16 protein-coding genes are annotated in these 16,069 nt (G+C 69.3%); 10 read left to right on the top strand and 6 right to left on the bottom strand.

Annotation, left to right across the window (positions count from 1 at the left end):
• Positions 1–3 precede the first annotated feature (3 nt).
• The 3 genes from DXK93_RS04860 to DXK93_RS04850 are packed head-to-tail and all read right to left on the bottom strand — an operon-like array spanning position 4 to position 4,418.
• Complete coding sequence (locus DXK93_RS04860; RefSeq protein WP_054456603.1) at positions 4–2,175, bottom strand: phosphocholine-specific phospholipase C; 2,172 nt, start codon at positions 2,173–2,175, stop codon at positions 4–6.
• A gap of 35 nt (positions 2,176–2,210) precedes the next feature.
• Complete coding sequence (locus tag DXK93_RS04855; RefSeq protein WP_054456602.1) at positions 2,211–2,393, bottom strand: hypothetical protein; 183 nt, start codon at positions 2,391–2,393, stop codon at positions 2,211–2,213.
• An 18-nt stretch (positions 2,394–2,411) separates the two neighbouring features.
• Positions 2,412–4,418: an alkaline phosphatase family protein gene (locus DXK93_RS04850; RefSeq protein ID WP_119449502.1), complete on the bottom strand. Its 2,007-nt coding sequence runs from the start codon at positions 4,416–4,418 to the stop codon at positions 2,412–2,414.
• A gap of 211 nt (positions 4,419–4,629) precedes the next feature.
• Between DXK93_RS04850 and DXK93_RS04845 the strand changes: the two genes are divergently transcribed.
• The 9 genes from DXK93_RS04845 (at position 4,630) to gspN (ending at position 10,344) form a co-directional block, all read left to right on the top strand.
• Positions 4,630–5,064, top strand: a complete 435-nt coding sequence (locus tag DXK93_RS04845; RefSeq protein ID WP_119449501.1) for a general secretion pathway protein GspC — start codon at positions 4,630–4,632, stop codon at positions 5,062–5,064.
• Positions 5,065–5,197: 133 nt separating this feature from the next.
• On the top strand, positions 5,198–5,626 hold the full coding sequence (gene gspG / locus DXK93_RS04840) for a type II secretion system major pseudopilin GspG (RefSeq protein WP_054456600.1): 429 nt from the start codon (positions 5,198–5,200) through the stop codon (positions 5,624–5,626).
• Positions 5,598–6,086, top strand: a complete 489-nt coding sequence (gene gspH, locus DXK93_RS04835; RefSeq protein ID WP_119449500.1) for a type II secretion system minor pseudopilin GspH — start codon at positions 5,598–5,600, stop codon at positions 6,084–6,086. The genes gspG and gspH overlap by 29 nt, the downstream gene beginning before the upstream one ends.
• The gene (gene gspI, locus DXK93_RS04830) at positions 6,073–6,474 is read left to right on the top strand and encodes a type II secretion system minor pseudopilin GspI (protein ID WP_054456598.1); all 402 of its coding nucleotides are present in this window, start codon (positions 6,073–6,075) and stop codon (positions 6,472–6,474) included. Before gspH ends, gspI begins: the two co-directional genes overlap by 14 nt.
• A gap of 2 nt (positions 6,475–6,476) precedes the next feature.
• Positions 6,477–7,082 (top strand): type II secretion system protein J, encoded by a 606-nt coding sequence (locus DXK93_RS04825; protein ID WP_119449499.1) that lies wholly within the window; start codon positions 6,477–6,479, stop codon positions 7,080–7,082.
• The gene (gene gspK, locus DXK93_RS04820; RefSeq protein WP_119449498.1) at positions 7,079–8,017 is read left to right on the top strand and encodes a type II secretion system minor pseudopilin GspK; all 939 of its coding nucleotides are present in this window, start codon (positions 7,079–7,081) and stop codon (positions 8,015–8,017) included. Before DXK93_RS04825 ends, gspK begins: the two co-directional genes overlap by 4 nt.
• The gene (gspL, locus tag DXK93_RS04815) at positions 7,996–9,006 is read left to right on the top strand and encodes a type II secretion system protein GspL (protein WP_225590235.1); all 1,011 of its coding nucleotides are present in this window, start codon (positions 7,996–7,998) and stop codon (positions 9,004–9,006) included. Before gspK ends, gspL begins: the two co-directional genes overlap by 22 nt.
• Complete coding sequence (gspM, locus tag DXK93_RS04810) at positions 9,003–9,590, top strand: type II secretion system protein GspM (protein WP_119449496.1); 588 nt, start codon at positions 9,003–9,005, stop codon at positions 9,588–9,590. The genes gspL and gspM overlap by 4 nt, the downstream gene beginning before the upstream one ends.
• 1 nt (position 9,591) lies before the next feature.
• Positions 9,592–10,344: a type II secretion system protein N gene (gene gspN / locus DXK93_RS04805; RefSeq protein WP_119449495.1), complete on the top strand. Its 753-nt coding sequence runs from the start codon at positions 9,592–9,594 to the stop codon at positions 10,342–10,344.
• A gap of 36 nt (positions 10,345–10,380) precedes the next feature.
• On the opposite strand, the gene gspE is transcribed toward gspN, so the two are convergent.
• Positions 10,381–11,808: a type II secretion system ATPase GspE gene (gene gspE / locus DXK93_RS04800; RefSeq protein ID WP_119449494.1), complete on the bottom strand. Its 1,428-nt coding sequence runs from the start codon at positions 11,806–11,808 to the stop codon at positions 10,381–10,383.
• Entirely contained in the window at positions 11,805–14,162 is a 2,358-nt protein-coding gene (gene gspD / locus DXK93_RS04795) for a type II secretion system secretin GspD (protein ID WP_054456591.1), read from the bottom strand. Before gspD ends, gspE begins: the two co-directional genes overlap by 4 nt.
• Positions 14,163–14,338: 176 nt before the next feature.
• Here gspD and gspF point away from each other — a divergent pair, with 176 nt between their 5' ends.
• Positions 14,339–15,544 (top strand): type II secretion system inner membrane protein GspF, encoded by a 1,206-nt coding sequence (gene gspF / locus DXK93_RS04790; RefSeq protein ID WP_059374497.1) that lies wholly within the window; start codon positions 14,339–14,341, stop codon positions 15,542–15,544.
• Positions 15,545–15,661: 117 nt separating this feature from the next.
• Here gspF and DXK93_RS04785 read toward each other — a convergent pair whose 3' ends face one another.
• Positions 15,662–16,000: a P-II family nitrogen regulator gene (locus DXK93_RS04785; protein ID WP_013393295.1), complete on the bottom strand. Its 339-nt coding sequence runs from the start codon at positions 15,998–16,000 to the stop codon at positions 15,662–15,664.
• Between the last annotated feature and the right edge of the window lie 69 nt (positions 16,001–16,069).

The raw sequence follows: 16,069 nt of genomic DNA, 5'->3' as shown, positions 1-16,069 counted from the left end.
GGCTTACAGCCCCATCGCCGGGTCCGTCACCGACGGGCGGCCGGTTTCCACGCGGCCGGCAAAGCGGCGCAGATAGGCAGGATCTTCGGCCAGGCGCACGGTGAAGTCGTACCAGCCCTGGCTGCCTTCCAGCGCCCAGTGCTGTTCGACCTGGCCGCCCGCGGGCACCGTGAACTTCCAGCGCTCGTGGTTGGCGTAGTAGGCGTTGGGCGCGACTTCGAAGGTGCAGGGATTCTTGCCGCCATTGATGAAGCTGACGTAGACGTCGCCCTTGGCGATTTCGTAGCAGACGCGGATCTCCGGCGCCAGCGCCGACGTGCGGGCCTGGGCCAGGTCGCCCGCGAAATGGCGGTGGTAGCCGTTGGGGCCCAGCACCCACAGGTCGTACTTGCCGCCGTCGGCCGCCGTGTCCCAGTTGCCTTCCAGCTGCTTGTCCGGCTCCACCGTGTAGCGGCGCGGCAGGCGGTCCAGGTGCAGGCGGTCATAGACGTGGAACACCGCCGCCTGCTTGCCCGTGTTGGAAAACACCAGGCGCATGGCGCCCGTGTCCGGCTGGGCGCGGGCGCTGGTGTGCAGTTCGTAGGGCAAGGCGCGGGAATAGCGCACGCCCTGCTCCTGCACCGGCTTGGCCTGGGTGCTGGGATCGGGCAGCGGCACGGCCTTCAGCGCTTCCTGCGCGCTGCGCTCGCTGTCCGAACCCGCGCGGGTCAGCAGGTTCAGGTCGGGCAGCTTTTCGTTGTTGGGCGTGGCGAAGTTGAAGGCCGAAGTCAGGTCGCCCAGCACCGCGCGGCGCCAGGGGCTGATGTTGTCCTCGGCCACGCCGAAGCGGGCTTCCAGGAAGCGCAGCACCGAAGTGTGGTCGAATGCCTGCGAGTTGACCCAGCCGCCGCGGCTCCACGGCGACACCACGTACATGGGGACGCGCGGGCCCGGGCCGTAGACGCGGTCGTCGGCGGCGTCCTGGGCGGAGGCATGGGTATGGCGCTCCAGGTCGGTGTTGACGGTGGAGGCGCCGGCCATCGAGCCGTCCGGGTTCAGCGAGGGCGCGGCGGGCGGCGGCAGGTGGTCGAAATAGCCGTCGTTCTCGTCGAAGTTGATGAGCAGCACGGTCTTGCTCCAGACCTCGGGGTTGGCCGTCAGCGCGTCCAGCGTTTCCTGGATGTACCAGGCGCCCTGGATCGGGCTGGACGGGCCGGGGTGCTCGGAATACGTGGCGGGCGCCACGATCCACGACACCTGCGGCAGCGTGCCATTGACGGCGTCCTCGCGCAGCGCCTTCAGGAAGCCGCCGTCGGGCATGGTGTTGGCCGTGCCCTTGTACAGCGGGTTGGCGGCGTCCATGGACGGCGTCCAGGCCGGATACGGCGCGCCGTTGGCGCTGTTGCCGGCCAGCTCGTTGGCGCGGCGGTATTGCTTGAAGCCGGCCAGCGGGTTGTCGCCGAAGTTTTCGGGCAGGTTCTGGTAGACCTTCCAGCTGACGCCGGCTTCCTGCAGGCGCTCGGGATAGGTCTTCCAGGTCCAGCCGGTCGACGAGGCGCCCAGGCTGTCCCACTGGTTGCGGGTCGAGGGGCCGTTGCCCAGGGCCAGCGGATCGTTGGTGCCGGTCCAGTGGAACAGGCGGTTGGTGTTGGTGCCGCCGTGGGTAGAACAGTGATAGGCGTCGCACAGCGTGAAGGCTTCGGCCAGCGCGAACTGGAACTCCACCTCTTTCTTCTTGTAGTAGCCCATGGACTGGTTCTGCTTGTAGCGCGGCCAGTGGTCCATGCGGCCGCCGTCCCAGGCCATTTGCGCGTCCACGTAGTCGTGCGGCGTGCCGGCCACGCGCTGGGCGTTGCCCTGGCTGCTGTCCAGGTGATACGGCATCACCACGCGGGTGCCGTTGCTCTGCTCCCAGACCGAACGCTTTTCAGGCAGCGGAATGGTGATGCGGTCGCCGAAGCCGCGCACGCCCTTGAAGGTGCCGAAGTACATATCGAAGGAGCGGTTTTCCTGCATCAGGATGACCACGTGCTCGACGTCATTGATGGTGCCGGTGCGGTTGTTGGCGGGGATGGCCAGCGCGCGGCGGATCGCCGGCGGGAACATCGACAGCGCGGTCAGGCCTGCGGTCGAGGCGGCGGCGTTGCGCAGGAAGCGGCGCTTGCCGGCGTGGACCTGGTCTTTATCGAACGTCACGGATTCTATTCCTATGGATCTGGAGGGAGCGCCGCTCAAGGCGCGCAACGCAATTCGGGTTTGACGGGCTCGGGCTTCGGCGTTTCGGGCTGGCCGGTGCCGGGGTCCTTGCCACCGTCGTCGTCGCCGTCATCGCCGCCGCAGGCAGCCAGCGTGGCGCTCAGCATCAGCACCGCGCCCAGGCGCAGGAAACCGCGCAAGATCATGGACATGCTCATTTTTTTATCCTCGGTACATCAGGGAAACAGTTCGGAAACGGACTTGCCGGACAGGGCGAGCGACTTCACTTCAGCTTCGGTGAGCGCGCGCGACCAGTACGCCAGGTCGTCGAAATACATCGTGTAGGGACCCTTGGTGCCGGCGCAGCACACGCCATAGGTGCCGCGTCCGTCTTCGTTCAGGCCCAGGTGCGGCCCGTAGACGCCGGCGATCTTGGTCAGGTCGACCGAGCCCGTGCCGATGGTGCGCTGCGAGAAGCCCAGTTCGCTGTCGTAGACGGAGGCCGTCAGGGTCTTGGCCGTCTTGTTCACGGTCATCGCAACGTAGACCGGCTTGTTCGGGGTGAACTTGACATTGTTGATGTCGACACGCGAGCCGCCGCCAGCCAGGTTGAAATACAGCACCGGACCTGCCCACTGCGCGATGGTGATGCCAGGGTTGCCGCCGGAGTTGTAGTCCTTGTTGCCCAGGATGGACCGGTCGTTGGCGGTGCCGTCGGACTGGTACCAGAAGCCGATGGTGAAGGCCTGGGCCGCGTCCAGCATGCCTGCCGGATAATCCAGCTTGAAGCCGCCCAGGGCCGCCGCGCTGCGGTCGTTCTTGAACATCTTGCCGAACACGCCCGTGTCGGCGTAGGCCGGCGCCTGCGTGCCGTCGAACGGCGTGATGGCTCCGCCGCCCGCGGCGATGTCGGTCATATTGCCTTCGAACGGGAACAGCATCGTCAGGCCAGTGCGCAGCGAAGCCAGCAGCGGCAGCGGTTTGGTGTAGGCCACGGTGGTGCGCGCGGCGCTGACCGCGTTGCCGACCGCCACGCTGTAGTTCAAGGTGTGCACGCCCTCGGTGTCGAACTTGAAGCCCTTATCCACATACTCGGCGACCGTGCCGGCCACGCGTGCGATCTCCACGCCGTCGCGGCTGACCACGATGTCGCCGGCCGGCTCGCCCACGCGCACCCAGCTCAGCGTCACGCTCTTGTTGTCGGTCGAGGTGCGGGCCGCGGTGTGGCGCAGTGCCAGCTTGCCGGCAAGCGAGGTGCCCGCCATGTCGTACTTGGCGGCGGCAGGCAGGACCTTCAGGTGGTCCAGCACCGTCGGCGCCACATCGGCCGCGCTGGGCAGCGCGTACCAGTTGTTGTCCCACAGGCCGTCGAACGACGCGTCGTCGGCGCTGCCGCCCAGCAGCGCAGGCTGGTTGGCGGCCAACAGGATGGTCTTGTTCGACGACATGGGACGGCCATCGCTGGCGCCGGTCTTGCCCAGGCCGTGGCTGGAAGCCACGATCACCAGCCACTTCTCGCCGGGGTGCTCCGCCTTGCGGTCGGCGATCTGCTTGGTCAGCGCGCCGATGGCGGCGTCGGCCTGCCGGATCGCGCTGTCATAGGCCGAGCCGAAGCCGTTCTCCGAGGCAATCCGTTCCGGCGCGCCGAACTGCGCCACCACCACGTCATAGCCTTCGGTGATGCGGTCGCGCGCCTGGGCGGCGACGCAATCGTCCGCGCCGGCGCAGTCGGTCAGCGACTGCAGATAGCCCGCGTCGCGCTGGCCGGCGATAAGGCCGGCCACCACGGTCGAATTGAAGGCGGCGGCGGTGCGCGCTCCGGGGCGCGCCTGCTTGATGCGCTGGAACAGGGTCGGCGATTGCAGCGTTTCGCCCTGCACGCTGTAGCGCACGCCGTGCTGGTCGGCCCATTGCCCGGTCAGCAGCGTCGCCCAGCCCGGCGCCAGCAACGTGGGCTGCTGCGTGGGCGCGTCCGTCACGCCGCCGGTCCAGGCGCGCGTGGCGTTGAGCTGCGCGAGGTTCGGCAAGGCCTTGTCGGCCACGCCGCGGCGCATCGCGTCATAGGTCAGGCCGTCGACGCCGATGAACAGCACCTTGTCGGCGGGCGTCGGGTCCGGCTGGGTCACAGGCGGCTGGGTCGGCGGCGCTTCGGTGTCGTCGTCATCGTCGCTGCCGCCGCAACCCGCCAGGGCACTGGTCGCCAGCAGGGCCGCGCACCATCTTCTCCAATTCAATGCTTGCATGCTTCTCTTCTCTAGTCATGAACAGGGTTTTATGCAGGGCCACATGATGGCCAGCCAAGGTGAAAGCCCCGTGAAGCAAAGAAGAGAAACCTTGATCGACGGATCAGGATTCTTTTGCGCGCAACCATGGCGCAGGCGCCGCGCATCGCGGGCTTGTCATGTGCGGCGGCTATAGTCGGCGCGGTCTCAACCCGCCACGCACGTTCAATCCATGCCCCTGTTCCTGCGCCCGACCCTGCCCGCCGCATTCCGCATACTCGCCGTGCTGGCCCTGGCCGCCGGCCTGGGCGTATGGGCGTCGATCCTGCTTGCGCCCAAGGCTGGCGCCCTGCCTCCCGCGGTGTCGGCGCAAGCGCCGCGCGCTGCCGACAACACGCCCGTGGCGTTGTGGTTCGGCAAGGACGAGGCCATGCGCACACAGATCTCCGTGCTGGGCGTGATCGCCGCAGGCGCCGATGGCGCCGCCGTACTCAGCATCGACGGCGGTCCGCCGCTGGCCTGGCGCGCGGGCGGCGAAGTGGCCCCCGGCATCGTGCTGCGCGAAGTCGCCGTGGACGCGGTGACGGTGGAACAGGCTGGGCGCGCCAGCCGCCTGCCGGCCCCGGCCGCCCTGCCCGCTCCCGCCGGCATATCGCGCGAAAAGTGAGCCGCACCGCAGGCGCTGCGACGCGCGCCCCGGGCGCAGACCGGACCTGCCCGCATTTGGCCGTGCCGTCACTATTGCTGTCATATTTCATGTCCACAATCCTCCGCTCCTACTGAAAGACCGGAGTCATCAAGTGCGTCAGTTACCGCGCGGGCTTGCCCGCCAGCAAGGTTTCACCCTCATCGAGATCATGGTGGTGATAGTGATCATGGGGATACTTGCGGCGCTGATCGTCCCCCGCGTGCTGGATCGTCCCGACCAGGCCCGCCAGGTCGCCGCGCGCCAGGACATCGCCGGCATCATGCAGGCGTTGAAGCTGTACCGGCTGGACAATGGCCGCTACCCCAGCACTGCGCAGGGCTTGCGCGCGCTGGTGCAGAAGCCCGAAGGCGTGAACAACTGGCGCGGGTACCTGGACAAGCTGCCCAACGATCCCTGGGGCCATCCCTACCAATACCTGAGCCCTGGCGTCAAAGGCGATATCGACGTGTTCTCGTTCGGCGCCGACAACAAGCCCGGCGGAGAGAGCGGCGATGCCGACATCGGCTCCTGGGAACTCTGAACGCGGCTTCACGCTGGTCGAAGTCCTGGTGGTGCTGGTGATCGTGGCGATCGCGGCCAGCATGGTGAGCCTGTCCGTGGGCCGCGGCGAGAACCGCTTGCGCGGCGACGCCCTGCGCCTGGCCGACGCCTTCACCGTGGCCCAGAGCGAGGCCCGCAGCGACGGCCGTCCCATCCGCTGGCTCGCCAACGGCCAGGGCTGGTCGTTCGAACGCCAGGGGCGGCTGCCAGGCCCGAACGCCGAGGACGACAGGCCGCTGCCGCCGGACCGGCTGGAGCGCGACGAGGTGCTGCGCCCGCAATCCTGGTCGGCGGCGCCGGTGGCGCTACGGCTCGATCCGGACCGGCCGCTGGTGTTCAACACGGAATGGGTCGCCGCGCCGGTCACGCTGACGCTGAGCGCGGGCGATGCCCGCGTCACCTTGCAGCGCGACGCCGCGGGCCGCTATGAAATTCAATGAACCGCCCCGCCCGCGCGACCGACAGCGCGGGTTCACGCTGATCGAAGTGCTGGTGGCCCTGGCCATCATCGCCGTCGCCATGGGCGCCGCCCTGCGCGCGACCGGCGTCATGGCGGAAAACAACCGCGCCCTGCAGGACAAGACGCTGGCGCTGCTGGCTGCGCAGAACGCGCTGGCCCAGTTGCGGCTGGAACAAGCGCTGCCGCGCGCAGGCACGCGCAGCGCGCCCTGTGCTCAGGGCGGCCGGGCTTTGCAGTGCGAAATGGAGTTTACGAATTCGATGAACCGCAGCTTCCGCCAGGTGTCGATCAGGGTGCGCGACGCCGGCGCCGCGCAGGCGGACGCCGTACTGCTGCAGCTGGATGGCCTCTTGTCCAGCCTGAGATAGCCATGCGCCGCCCTCCCCGATCCCAAGCCGGCTTCACGCTGATCGAAGTGCTGGTGGCCCTGGCGCTGATGGCGCTGGTCAGCCTGATGGCCTGGCGCGGCCTGGCCAGCGTGTCCGGCGCGCGCGAGCGGATCGAGGAACAGGCCGAGGACATCGACGCCATCGTCCGCACACTGGGCCAGATGGCGCGCGATGTGGAGCTGTCCTACACCGGACCCGGCTTCGAGCCGGCGGGTCTGGACGCGCAGGCCTACACCAGCGGCCTGCGCCTGCTGCGCCGTGCAGGCGGCGGGCCCGTGTTCGAGATCCTGCGCCCCGACCCTGACGGCAACGGCCAGTGGCAGCGCGTGCAATGGCAGGTGCGCAAGGACGGCCTGTGGCGCGCCAGCGGGCCATCGGCGGCGCGCACTCCGCTGCCCGCGGCGGACAACGGCATCCTCCTGCTGCCCGGCACGCGAGCCTTGACGCTGCGCGCCTGGGTGCCGGGTACCGGTTGGGTGAATGGCGAAGGCAATCAGGCCGCCGCCCCGACCGGCCTGGAGATCGTGCTGGAACGCGGCGCCCCGGGATCCCCCGAGCGCTATACCCGCGTGCTGGAGCTGCCATGAGACGCCCGAGTAACGCAGAACGCGGCGCAGCGGTCATCAGCGCGCTCATCATCGTCGCCATCGTCGCGGCCTTGACCACCGGACTGTTCCAGCGCCAGACCGCCAGCACGCGGCGCGTGGAAAACGAGATGGCGCGGGTGCAGGCGCGCGCCATGCTGGCGGGCGGCATAGACTGGGCCCGCCTGATCGTGCGCGACCACAGCAAGCGCGAATCCATCACCCGCGGCGACCAGATCTGGGCCACCCCGGTGCTGGACACGCGCATCGAACGCCCCGGCGACGAACGCGTCGCGGTGTTCTCCGGCCGCGTGCAGGACGAACAAGGCAAGTACAACCTCTATAACCTGGCGAACAATGGCGTGCCGCAGCCCGAGCAGGAACGGGTGCTGCGCCGCCTGCTGAACACGCTGCAACTACCCGACACCTTGGCCGCGCGCATGGTGGACATCATGTCGGCCGCGCAGCCCGTGGCGCCGCCGGCGGATGCGCCGGCGGCGCCACGGGCTGCGCCCGACGCCCGCGCCCCTTTGCCGCGCGGCGTGGACGAAGTGGCGGCCCTGCTGGCGCTGGAGCCGTCGGCTCGCAACGAGCTGCGCCGCACGATGACGGTGCTGCCCGTTTCCACCAGCGTCAACGTCAACACCGCGCCCGCGGAGGTGCTTGCGGCACTGGTGCCCGGCCTGTCGCTCAGCCAGGCGCGTTCCATGGCGGGCGAGCGCGACCGCGGCAACTGGTTCAACAATTCCGGCGATTTCGCCAATCGCCTGGCGGGCGCGGGGGTCAAAGCGCCTGCGCCCGCCGTCGCCACCACCAGCGGCTGGTTCCTGGCCAGCGGCACCGTGGCCTATGAGCGGGCGCGCATCTCCATGCAGGCGCTGCTGCGCAGTTCACCGCCCGCCGCCCCCGACACCTTATGGACCAGAGAAATACCTTGAAGAACATCCTGCGCATCGCGCTGCCGCCGCTGGACGAGTTCGGCGCCGGCTCTCTCCTGCCCTATGCCTGGTTCGACCGGCGCGGCCGCTGCGCCCGCCAGGGCGAGCTCGCGCTTGAGGCGCTGGGCCATGCCTATCCCCACGCCGCGTGCGAAGCCGTGCTGCATCCCGCCGATGTGATCGCCGCCAGCGTGCAGATCCCCGCGGTGGCGCGAGCCCGATTTGCCGCCGCGGTGCACAGCGCCCTGGAGCCGCTGGTGCTCAGCGACCTGGACGCGCTGGCCATCGGCCACGGCCCGCGCTCGACCGACGGCACGGTGCCGCTGGCCTGGGCCGCGCGCGAACCCGTGCGCCGCGGCTGGAGCCTGCTGAATGCGCAGGGCTTGCGCACGCAGGCGCTCATCGCGCCGCAAGCGCTGGCGGCCGAAACCACGGCGCCATTGCGCGACCCTGCCGATCCTCGCTGGCAGGCGCCCTCGCCTTCGTGGTCGCTGGCCATGCCCCAGCTGGCGCCGGCCCGCGTCTCGGCCTGGCGCCCCGCCTGGCGCTGGGGCGCGGCCGCGGCAGTGGTCTGGATAGGCGGGCTGAACCTGTACGCCTCGCAACTGCAAGCCGAAGCCGACGCGTTGCGCAACGGCATGCACGCGCAGGTCCTGGCCGCGTTCCCCGACCTGCCGGTGGTCCTGGATCCGCCGCGCCAGGCGCAGCAAGGCCTGGACGCGCTGCAGGCGAACCGCGGCGCGGCCAATGCCGCCGACTTCCTGCCCCTGGCGCGCGCCGCGGCCCAGGCCCTGCCCTTCGCCGCCGACAAGGTAGCCCGCCTGGGCTACGCCGAACAGGCGCTGACGCTGCAACTGGCGGATGCCGGCGAGCAGTCGCAACGCGTGGCTGAGACGCCCGCGCTGATCCAGCAAGCCGCCGCCCTGGGCCTGAAGCTCGAACGCGGCGACAACGACACCACCTGGCGCATCGTGCGCGCACAACCATGAAACTCCCGCAAGCCCTGCATGCGGCCAGACAGTCGCTGGCCAAGACCCTGACTCCCGCGCTGGCGCGCGCCGGACTACGCTACCAGGCGCTGGCGCCGCGCGAGCGCCGGCTCGTGACCACGGCCGGCCTGCTGCTGGGCGGCGCGCTGGTCTTCGTCACCCTGATCGAACCGCCCCTGAACACGCTGCGCAAACTGCAGGCGGAATTGCCGGCGCTGCGCGGCCAGGCGGCCACGGTCGCGGACCTGACCGCCCAAGCCACGGCGTTGCGGCGTAAATCCGCGGTGCCCGCCGGCGCCTTGCCCAGCGCCGCGGAAATCGGCGCCTCGCTGGAGCGCGCCGGACTCGCCGCGGAACAGTGGGCGCTGGGCGAGCCCGAACACGGCCCGGGCGTGCTGCTGACGCTGAAGCAGGCGCCCTCTTCGGCCTTGCTGCGCTGGCTCGACGGAGCAGCGCGCGATTGGGGCCTGGCGGTCAAGGAAGTGCAGCTCACCCGTGCCGCCAATGTCAACGGGCGGCCGCTGCCCGGCCTGGTCAATGGCAAGGTGAGCCTGATGGCGCCGCAAGCTTCGGAGCGTGGCTGAGATGTCCGGCTTCCCGCTTTCCAAACGTTCCGCCGCCCTGCTCCTGGCCGGCGCCGTCTGCGCCGCCGCGGCCGCCGTCACCGTGCTGCCCGCGCGCTGGCTGCTGGCCCTGCTGCCGGACAAGGCGCCGGTCACGTTGGCCGACGCCAGCGGCACCTTGTGGCGCGGCAGCGCCTGGATCGCGCTGGGCCCGCCTGGCGCGCGCCGCATGCTGCCGCAACCGGTGCAATGGCAATGGCGCTGGGACGTGCTCGCTCTGGATATCTCCCACCCCTGGCTGCAAGGTCCCTTGCGCGCCACGCCCGGCTGGAACGGCGTGTCCGTGCCGGCCCAGTCGCTGCGCGCGCCCGCCTCCATCCTGTCCGCGCTGGGCGCGCCGTGGAACACCATTGCCCCCCAGGGCACGCTGGAAGTCCGCTGGCAGCCGCTGCGGCTGGGCGCGCCCCTGCCCGCCGGCCCCGTGGCCGAACTGCGCTGGCGCAACGCCAGCACCGCGCTGACGCCGGTGGCGCCCGTGGGCTCGTATCTGCTGCGGGTACAAGGCGGCAAGTCTGGCGCCACGCTGGCGTTGAGTACGGAAAGCGGCCTGCTGGACGTCAGCGGCCAGGGCAGCGCGGGCGGGCGCGGCGGCCTGAAGTTCCAGGGCCAGGCAACCTACGCCGGCGCCGCGCGCGAGGCGGATCGGGCGGCGCTGGACGGACTGTTGTCGGCGCTGGGGCGGCGTTCGGGGGATGTGGCGTCGTTCGGCACCTAGGCACAGCGACAAGTCGCTGGCGTTCCCCATCGTCCGCTAGGCGTCCCGCGTCACCCGCAGGATTTCCTCCGGCGAGGTCTGCCCGCTATCCACCCAGCGCTGCCCGTCCTCACGCATGGTGCGCATGCCTGACGCGGCCGCCGCGCGGCGCAGTTCGCGTTCGTCACGCCCTTCGTGGATCAGCCGGCGCGCCTCGTCGTCCACCGTGAAGAGTTCGTGGATGCCGGAACGCCCGCTGTAGCCGGTATGGTTGCAGGCGTCGCAGCCCACCGGATGGAACACGCGTGCGCCGTCCTGCGTGGCGGGTTTCTTGCAGGCCGGGCAGAGCTTGCGCACCAGGCGCTGCGCCAGCACGCCCAAAAGCGATGACGCCAGCAGGAAAGGTTCCACGCCCATGTCCGTGAGTCGGGTCACGGCGGACACCGAGTCGTTGGTGTGCAGCGTAGCCAGCACCAGGTGACCGGTGAGCGAGGCCTGCACCGCGATCTGCGCGGTCTCCAGGTCGCGGATTTCGCCGATCATGATGACGTCGGGGTCCTGCCGCAGAATCGCGCGCAGGGCCAGCGCGAAGCTCATGTCGATCTTGGCGTTGACCTGCGTCTGGCTGATGCCGGCCAGGTCGTATTCGATCGGGTCCTCGACCGTCAGGATGTTGCTGGTGGACGCGTCCAGGCGGCTCAAAGCCGCGTACAGCGTGGTGGTCTTGCCGCTGCCGGTGGGCCCCGTCACCAGCACAATGCCGTGCGGCTGGCGGATCAACCGGTCCAGCTGGCCCAGCACGCCCGCGTCCATGCCCAGCTTCTCCAGCTGCAGGCGCCCCGCTTCCTTGTCCAGCAAGCGCAGCACCGCGCGTTCGCCGTGCCCGGTGGGCAAGGTGGACACGCGCACGTCTATGGGTCGTCCGCCCACGCGCAGCGCGATGCGGCCGTCCTGCGGCAAGCGCTTTTCGGCGATGTCCAGGTGCGCCATGATCTTGATGCGCGAGATCAGCGCGGCGTGCAGCGCCTTGCGCGGCGACACCACGTCGCGCAGGGTGCCGTCGACCCGGTAGCGCACCACAGAGTGGGTCTCGAAGGGTTCGATGTGGATGTCGCTGGCGCCGTCGCGCGCCGCCTGGGCGAACAGCGCGTTGATCATGCGAATTACGGGCGCGTCGTCCTGGGCCTCCAGCAGGTCCGCCACCTCGGGCATGTCCTGCATCAGGCGGTCCAGGTCGATCTCGTTCTCGGCCACGCCCATCACCGAGGCCGCATCCTCCGAATGGCTGTAGGCCGCGGTCAGCAAGGTTTCCAGCGCCTGGTCCTCGACCTGCGCCCACTCGATGTCGCCGTGGCAGCGGCGGATCTCGCGCACCGCCCATTCCGGCGTGCGCGGGCTGACGGTCAGCCGGGCCTGACCGCCGCGCAGCGACAGCAGCGCGCGCTGCGCCCGCGCCCAGGCATAAGGCAAGGGGTGCGCGCTCATAGCAGCGTATCGGGGTCCACGGCCACGCTGTGCATCAGCGTGCGCGACACGCGGATGGCGCCCGAGGCGTCGCGCGCGGGTTCCATGCCGGCATACTGGCGCACGGCGAAGGACTGAGCCGTGACCGGCGCCGGCCGGCGCAGCGTTTCAGCCTGATGTTCCGGACGCAGGTCATAGGCGTTGTTGGACACCGAGGGCGCGGAGCCCGGCGGCGGCAGCATCGGCGCCTGCATGTCGGGCAGCGCCCAGTGCTGGCCCGGCTGCACCGCCGCCTGCGCGCGGCGCATGTAGTCGTAGCGGTCCATGGTGACGCCCGCCGTGCGGTTGGCGTCGCGCACCACGTAGGGGCGCAGGAACACCATCAGGTTGGTCTTGGTGCGCTTGCGCGTGTCGTAGCGGAACAGCGAGCCGATCACCGGCAAGGATCCCAGCAGCGGCACGCTGTTGGTGGAGAGCGTGACGTTGTCTTCCAGCAGGCCGCCCAGCACGATGATCTGGCCGTCGTCGATCAGCACGCTGGTGTCGATGGCCCGCTTGTTGGTCACGATGCCGGTAGTGGAGTTGGAGCGGCTTTCGTCGATGCTGCTGACTTCCTGGTAGATGTCCAGCTTTACCGCGCCGCCCTCGGAAATCTGCGGCCGGATGTTCAGCTTCAGGCCCACGTCCTCACGTTCGATCGTCTGGAATGGATTGGTGCTGCCGTTGCTGCCCGAGGTCACGTACTGCCCGGTCACGAACGGCACGGTCTTGCCCACCAGGATGCTGGCCGACTGGTTGTCCAGGGTCAGCAGGTTGGGCGTGGACAGGATGTTGGCTTCGCCAGTGTTCTCCATGGCACGGGCCAGCACGCCCAGGTTGATCACCTTGTTGCCCAGCACGTCGACCGTGCCCTTGACCACCCCCAGGCTCAGGCCGCTGCCGATGCCGTCGATGGTGGTCGGCCCCTTGCCGGTGATGCCGCTGCCGCCCAGGTTGGTGCCGCCGATGAAGCTGGTGCCGTCGCTGTTGATGTTGCCGGCGCCCGTCATCCACTGGATGCCGAACTCCGCCGCCTTGGCCTCGCTGACTTCGACGATCAGGCTTTCCACCAGCACCTGCGCGCGGCGCTGGTCGAGCTGGTCGATGACTTCGCGCAGGCTGCGGTACAGCGGCTCGGGCGCGGAAATGATGAGCGAGTTGGTAGCCGGATCGGCCTGGATGGTGGCGCCGCCGGCCGAATACGACACGGCCTGCGTGCTGTTGTCTTCGCGCGAGATGCGTTCCTGTTCGCCCGACAATCCGCCCGTGTTCGAACCGGACATGCCGGCCATGCCCGCTGTCGCCTGGGCCGGCATGCCAGCCGCGGCGTTCTGCGTGCGCGCTCCGCCCTGCGCGCCCGTGCCGCCGCTGGCGCCGCCCGTGGCGCCGGGCGCGGAATTCGCCTGCCCCGTCAGCAACCCGCCCAGGACCTCGGCGATGCGCGTGGCCTGCGCGTTGCGCATGTAGACCACGTGCAGGTTGCCGGCGCGGTTCTGCTGCGCGTCCAGCTTCATAATGAGATCGCGCGCCAGCCGCGTGCGCGCCGGGCTGCCGGAACGCACCAGCACGCTGTTGCTGCGCGGATCGGCCACCACGGCGATGCGCTGGGTCGGGTCGCTGCTTTGCGTATCCAGCAGTTGCGAGGCCAGGATGGCGAGGTCGGTGGCCACGGCCGAACGCACCGGCACCACGTCGGTGTCGATCGAACTGGGCACGTCGATGCGCGCGATGACCTGCGCGATCCGCTCCAGGTTGTCGGCGTAGTCCGTGACCACCAGCGTGTTGTTGCCGGGATAGGCGTTGATCGGGTTGTTGGGCGGCACCATGGGGCGCAGCACCGGCACCAGGTTGGCGGCGTTTTCGTACTTCAGCGGGAAGACGCGGGTCAGCATTTCGCCGCTGCTGCCCTTGGCAAACGCGGACACTGGCACCGGACCGCGGCCCGCGCCGCCCACGGCTTGCGCGGGACGCGCGCTGCCCGCGACCACGCTGCCTTGCAGCTTGCCGTCGGCCTCGGGCACCACGCGCGTCACGCCGTCGACCTCGACGATGGCAAAACCCTGCATGCGCAGCGCGCCCGTCAGCATCGACAACGCCTGCGCGCTGTCCACGGGACGGTCCGACACCAGCGTCAGCTTGCCCTTGACGCGCGGATCCACCAGGAAGTTGCGCTGCGTGAACAACGACAGCGCGCGCAGCACGGCGGGGATGTCGGTGTCGACGAAATTCAGACTGACGCGATTGTCGGTCTGTTGAGCGTGAGCCCTGCTGGCTGCGGGTCCGAGCTGGCTTGCGGCGAGCAGTACCGCAAGGCTGAATTGCGCAATATGACGCATGACGGGATAGGTGCCTGAAACGTGAAATCGTGTGAAAAAACGTGAAAGCGCGTCGGAGTATACGTGGTGACAGTGCAACACTACGGTCATAATCCGCAGGCATCGTAGCGGCCTTGAAACCCTTTAAATTCGGGGCTTTGCGCGCTTTTTGAATGCGCGCTGGCCATGCTTTCCAGATGCCTTCCTTCCGTTACGAAGCCACCGACGCACTAGGGAAGATCGTGCGCGGCACGATCGACGCCGACAGCGAACGCGGCGCCCGCAACCAGCTGCGCGGCCGCGGCCTGCTGCCGCTGTCCACGTCCCTCGCGGCGCGCGCCGAAGGGTTCGGCGCATCGCTGCGCACGCGCCTGTCGGATGCGGATCTCGCCTGGCTGACGCGCCAGCTCGCCAGCCTGCTGGCCGCGAGCCTGCCGCTGGACGCGGCCCTGAGCGCCACGCTGGAGCAGGCCGAGAAAAAACATATCGCCGCCACCCTGGGCGGCGTGCGCGACGACGTGCGCGCGGGCCACAAGCTGTCGACCGCCCTGGCCGCACGGCCGCGCGACTTTCCGGAGATCTATCGCGCGCTTATCGGCGCTGGCGAGGAATCGGGCGATCTCGCGCAAGTGATGGAGAAGCTGGCGGACTACATCGAGGAGCGCAACGCGCTACGCAGCAAGGTGCTGACCGCGTTCATCTATCCGGCGGTGGTGGCCTGCGTGTCGGTGATCATCGTGATCTTCCTGCTGGGCTATGTGGTGCCGCAGGTGGTGTCGGCGTTCAGCCAGGCCAAGCAGGAACTGCCGCTCTTGACGCGCATCATGCTGGCGTTGTCGGACTATGTGCGCGAATGGGGCGTGGCGACGGGCGCGGCGTTGGCGGCGGCCGTCGCGCTGTGGCGGTATGCGTTGCGCGCGCCCGCTGCGCGGCGGGCCTGGCATGCGCGCGTGCTGAAGCTGCCCTTGGCGGGACGCTTCGTGCTGGGTGTGAATGCCGCGCGCTTTGCTTCCACGCTGGCGATACTCTCAGGTAGTGGCGTGGCATTGCTGACGGCGCTGGAGGCGGCGCGCCGCACCCTGGGCAACGATGTGCTGCGCCAGGCGGTGGACGAAGCCTCTGCGCGCGTGCGCGAAGGCGCGTCGCTGTCGGCCTCGCTGGGCGCGCAAAAGGTGTTTCCGTCGCTGCTGGTGCATCTGATCGCCAGCGGCGAGAAGACCGGCCGCCTGCCCGAACTGCTGGACCGCGGCGCGCAGAACCTGTCGCGCGATCTGGAGCGGCGCGCCATGGCCATGACGGCCTTGCTGGAGCCGGCGCTGATACTGCTGATGGGGGGATTCGTGCTGCTGATCGTGCTGGCGGTGATGAGCCCGATCCTGGAGATGAATCAGCTCATCCGCTAGGCTGGAAAATGCGTTGCGGGCTTGGTGCGGCAGCTTCCCCGCCGCGCCAAGCCCGCAATATCCTGCTGCGGTCTCGCGGCTGCCGGCGGATCCGGCCAGCCGCAAGTCCCCAGGAACTTACAGCGCCTCTTCGTCGCTTTCGCCCGTGCGGATGCGGATGGCCTGTTCGACCGGCGTGACGAAGATCTTGCCGTCGCCGATCTTGCCGGTGCGGGCAGCCTTGACCACGGCTTCAATGGCGGCTTCGACCTGGCTGTCGGGCAGCACCACTTCAACGCGGATCTTGGGCAGGAAGTCCACCACGTACTCGGCGCCGCGGTAGAGCTCGGTATGGCCTTTCTGGCGGCCGAAACCCTTGACTTCGGTAACGGTCAGGCCGCTGACGCCGACTTCGGCCAGCGCTTCGCGGACTTCGTCGAGCTTGAAGGGTTTGATGATGGCGGTGACTTGTTTCACGTTGGTCGTCCTGGGTTTTTGATCTGTTGCGTCGCCCTGACACGGCATGGCTGCAGGGCGCATCGGATA

It is taken from the genome of Achromobacter sp. K91, assembly GCF_003576205.1.
In the GTDB taxonomy this organism is placed as follows: Bacteria; Pseudomonadota; Gammaproteobacteria; order Burkholderiales; family Burkholderiaceae_B; genus Achromobacter; species Achromobacter aegrifaciens.
Note: the sequence above shows the minus strand (reverse complement) of the source record. Positions and strands in the feature narration are given on the sequence as shown.

Excerpts from the sequence above, each read along its gene's own strand:
- DXK93_RS04855 (WP_054456602.1), bottom strand. The coding sequence starts at position 2,393 with ATGAGCATGTCCATGATCTTGCGCGGTTTCCTGCGCCTGGGCGCGGTG.
- DXK93_RS04850 (WP_119449502.1), bottom strand. The coding sequence starts at position 4,418 with ATGCAAGCATTGAATTGGAGAAGATGGTGCGCGGCCCTGCTGGCGACC.
- DXK93_RS04845 (WP_119449501.1), top strand. The coding sequence starts at position 4,630 with ATGCCCCTGTTCCTGCGCCCGACCCTGCCCGCCGCATTCCGCATACTC.
- gspH (WP_119449500.1), top strand. The coding sequence starts at position 5,598 with ATGCCGACATCGGCTCCTGGGAACTCTGAACGCGGCTTCACGCTGGTC.
- gspI (WP_054456598.1), top strand. The coding sequence starts at position 6,073 with ATGAAATTCAATGAACCGCCCCGCCCGCGCGACCGACAGCGCGGGTTC.
- DXK93_RS04825 (WP_119449499.1), top strand. The coding sequence starts at position 6,477 with ATGCGCCGCCCTCCCCGATCCCAAGCCGGCTTCACGCTGATCGAAGTG.
- gspK (WP_119449498.1), top strand. The coding sequence starts at position 7,079 with ATGAGACGCCCGAGTAACGCAGAACGCGGCGCAGCGGTCATCAGCGCG.
- gspL (WP_225590235.1), top strand. The coding sequence starts at position 7,996 with ATGGACCAGAGAAATACCTTGAAGAACATCCTGCGCATCGCGCTGCCG.
- gspM (WP_119449496.1), top strand. The coding sequence starts at position 9,003 with ATGAAACTCCCGCAAGCCCTGCATGCGGCCAGACAGTCGCTGGCCAAG.
- gspN (WP_119449495.1), top strand. The coding sequence starts at position 9,592 with ATGTCCGGCTTCCCGCTTTCCAAACGTTCCGCCGCCCTGCTCCTGGCC.
- gspE (WP_119449494.1), bottom strand. The coding sequence starts at position 11,808 with ATGAGCGCGCACCCCTTGCCTTATGCCTGGGCGCGGGCGCAGCGCGCG.
- gspD (WP_054456591.1), bottom strand. The coding sequence starts at position 14,162 with ATGCGTCATATTGCGCAATTCAGCCTTGCGGTACTGCTCGCCGCAAGC.
- gspF (WP_059374497.1), top strand. The coding sequence starts at position 14,339 with ATGCCTTCCTTCCGTTACGAAGCCACCGACGCACTAGGGAAGATCGTG.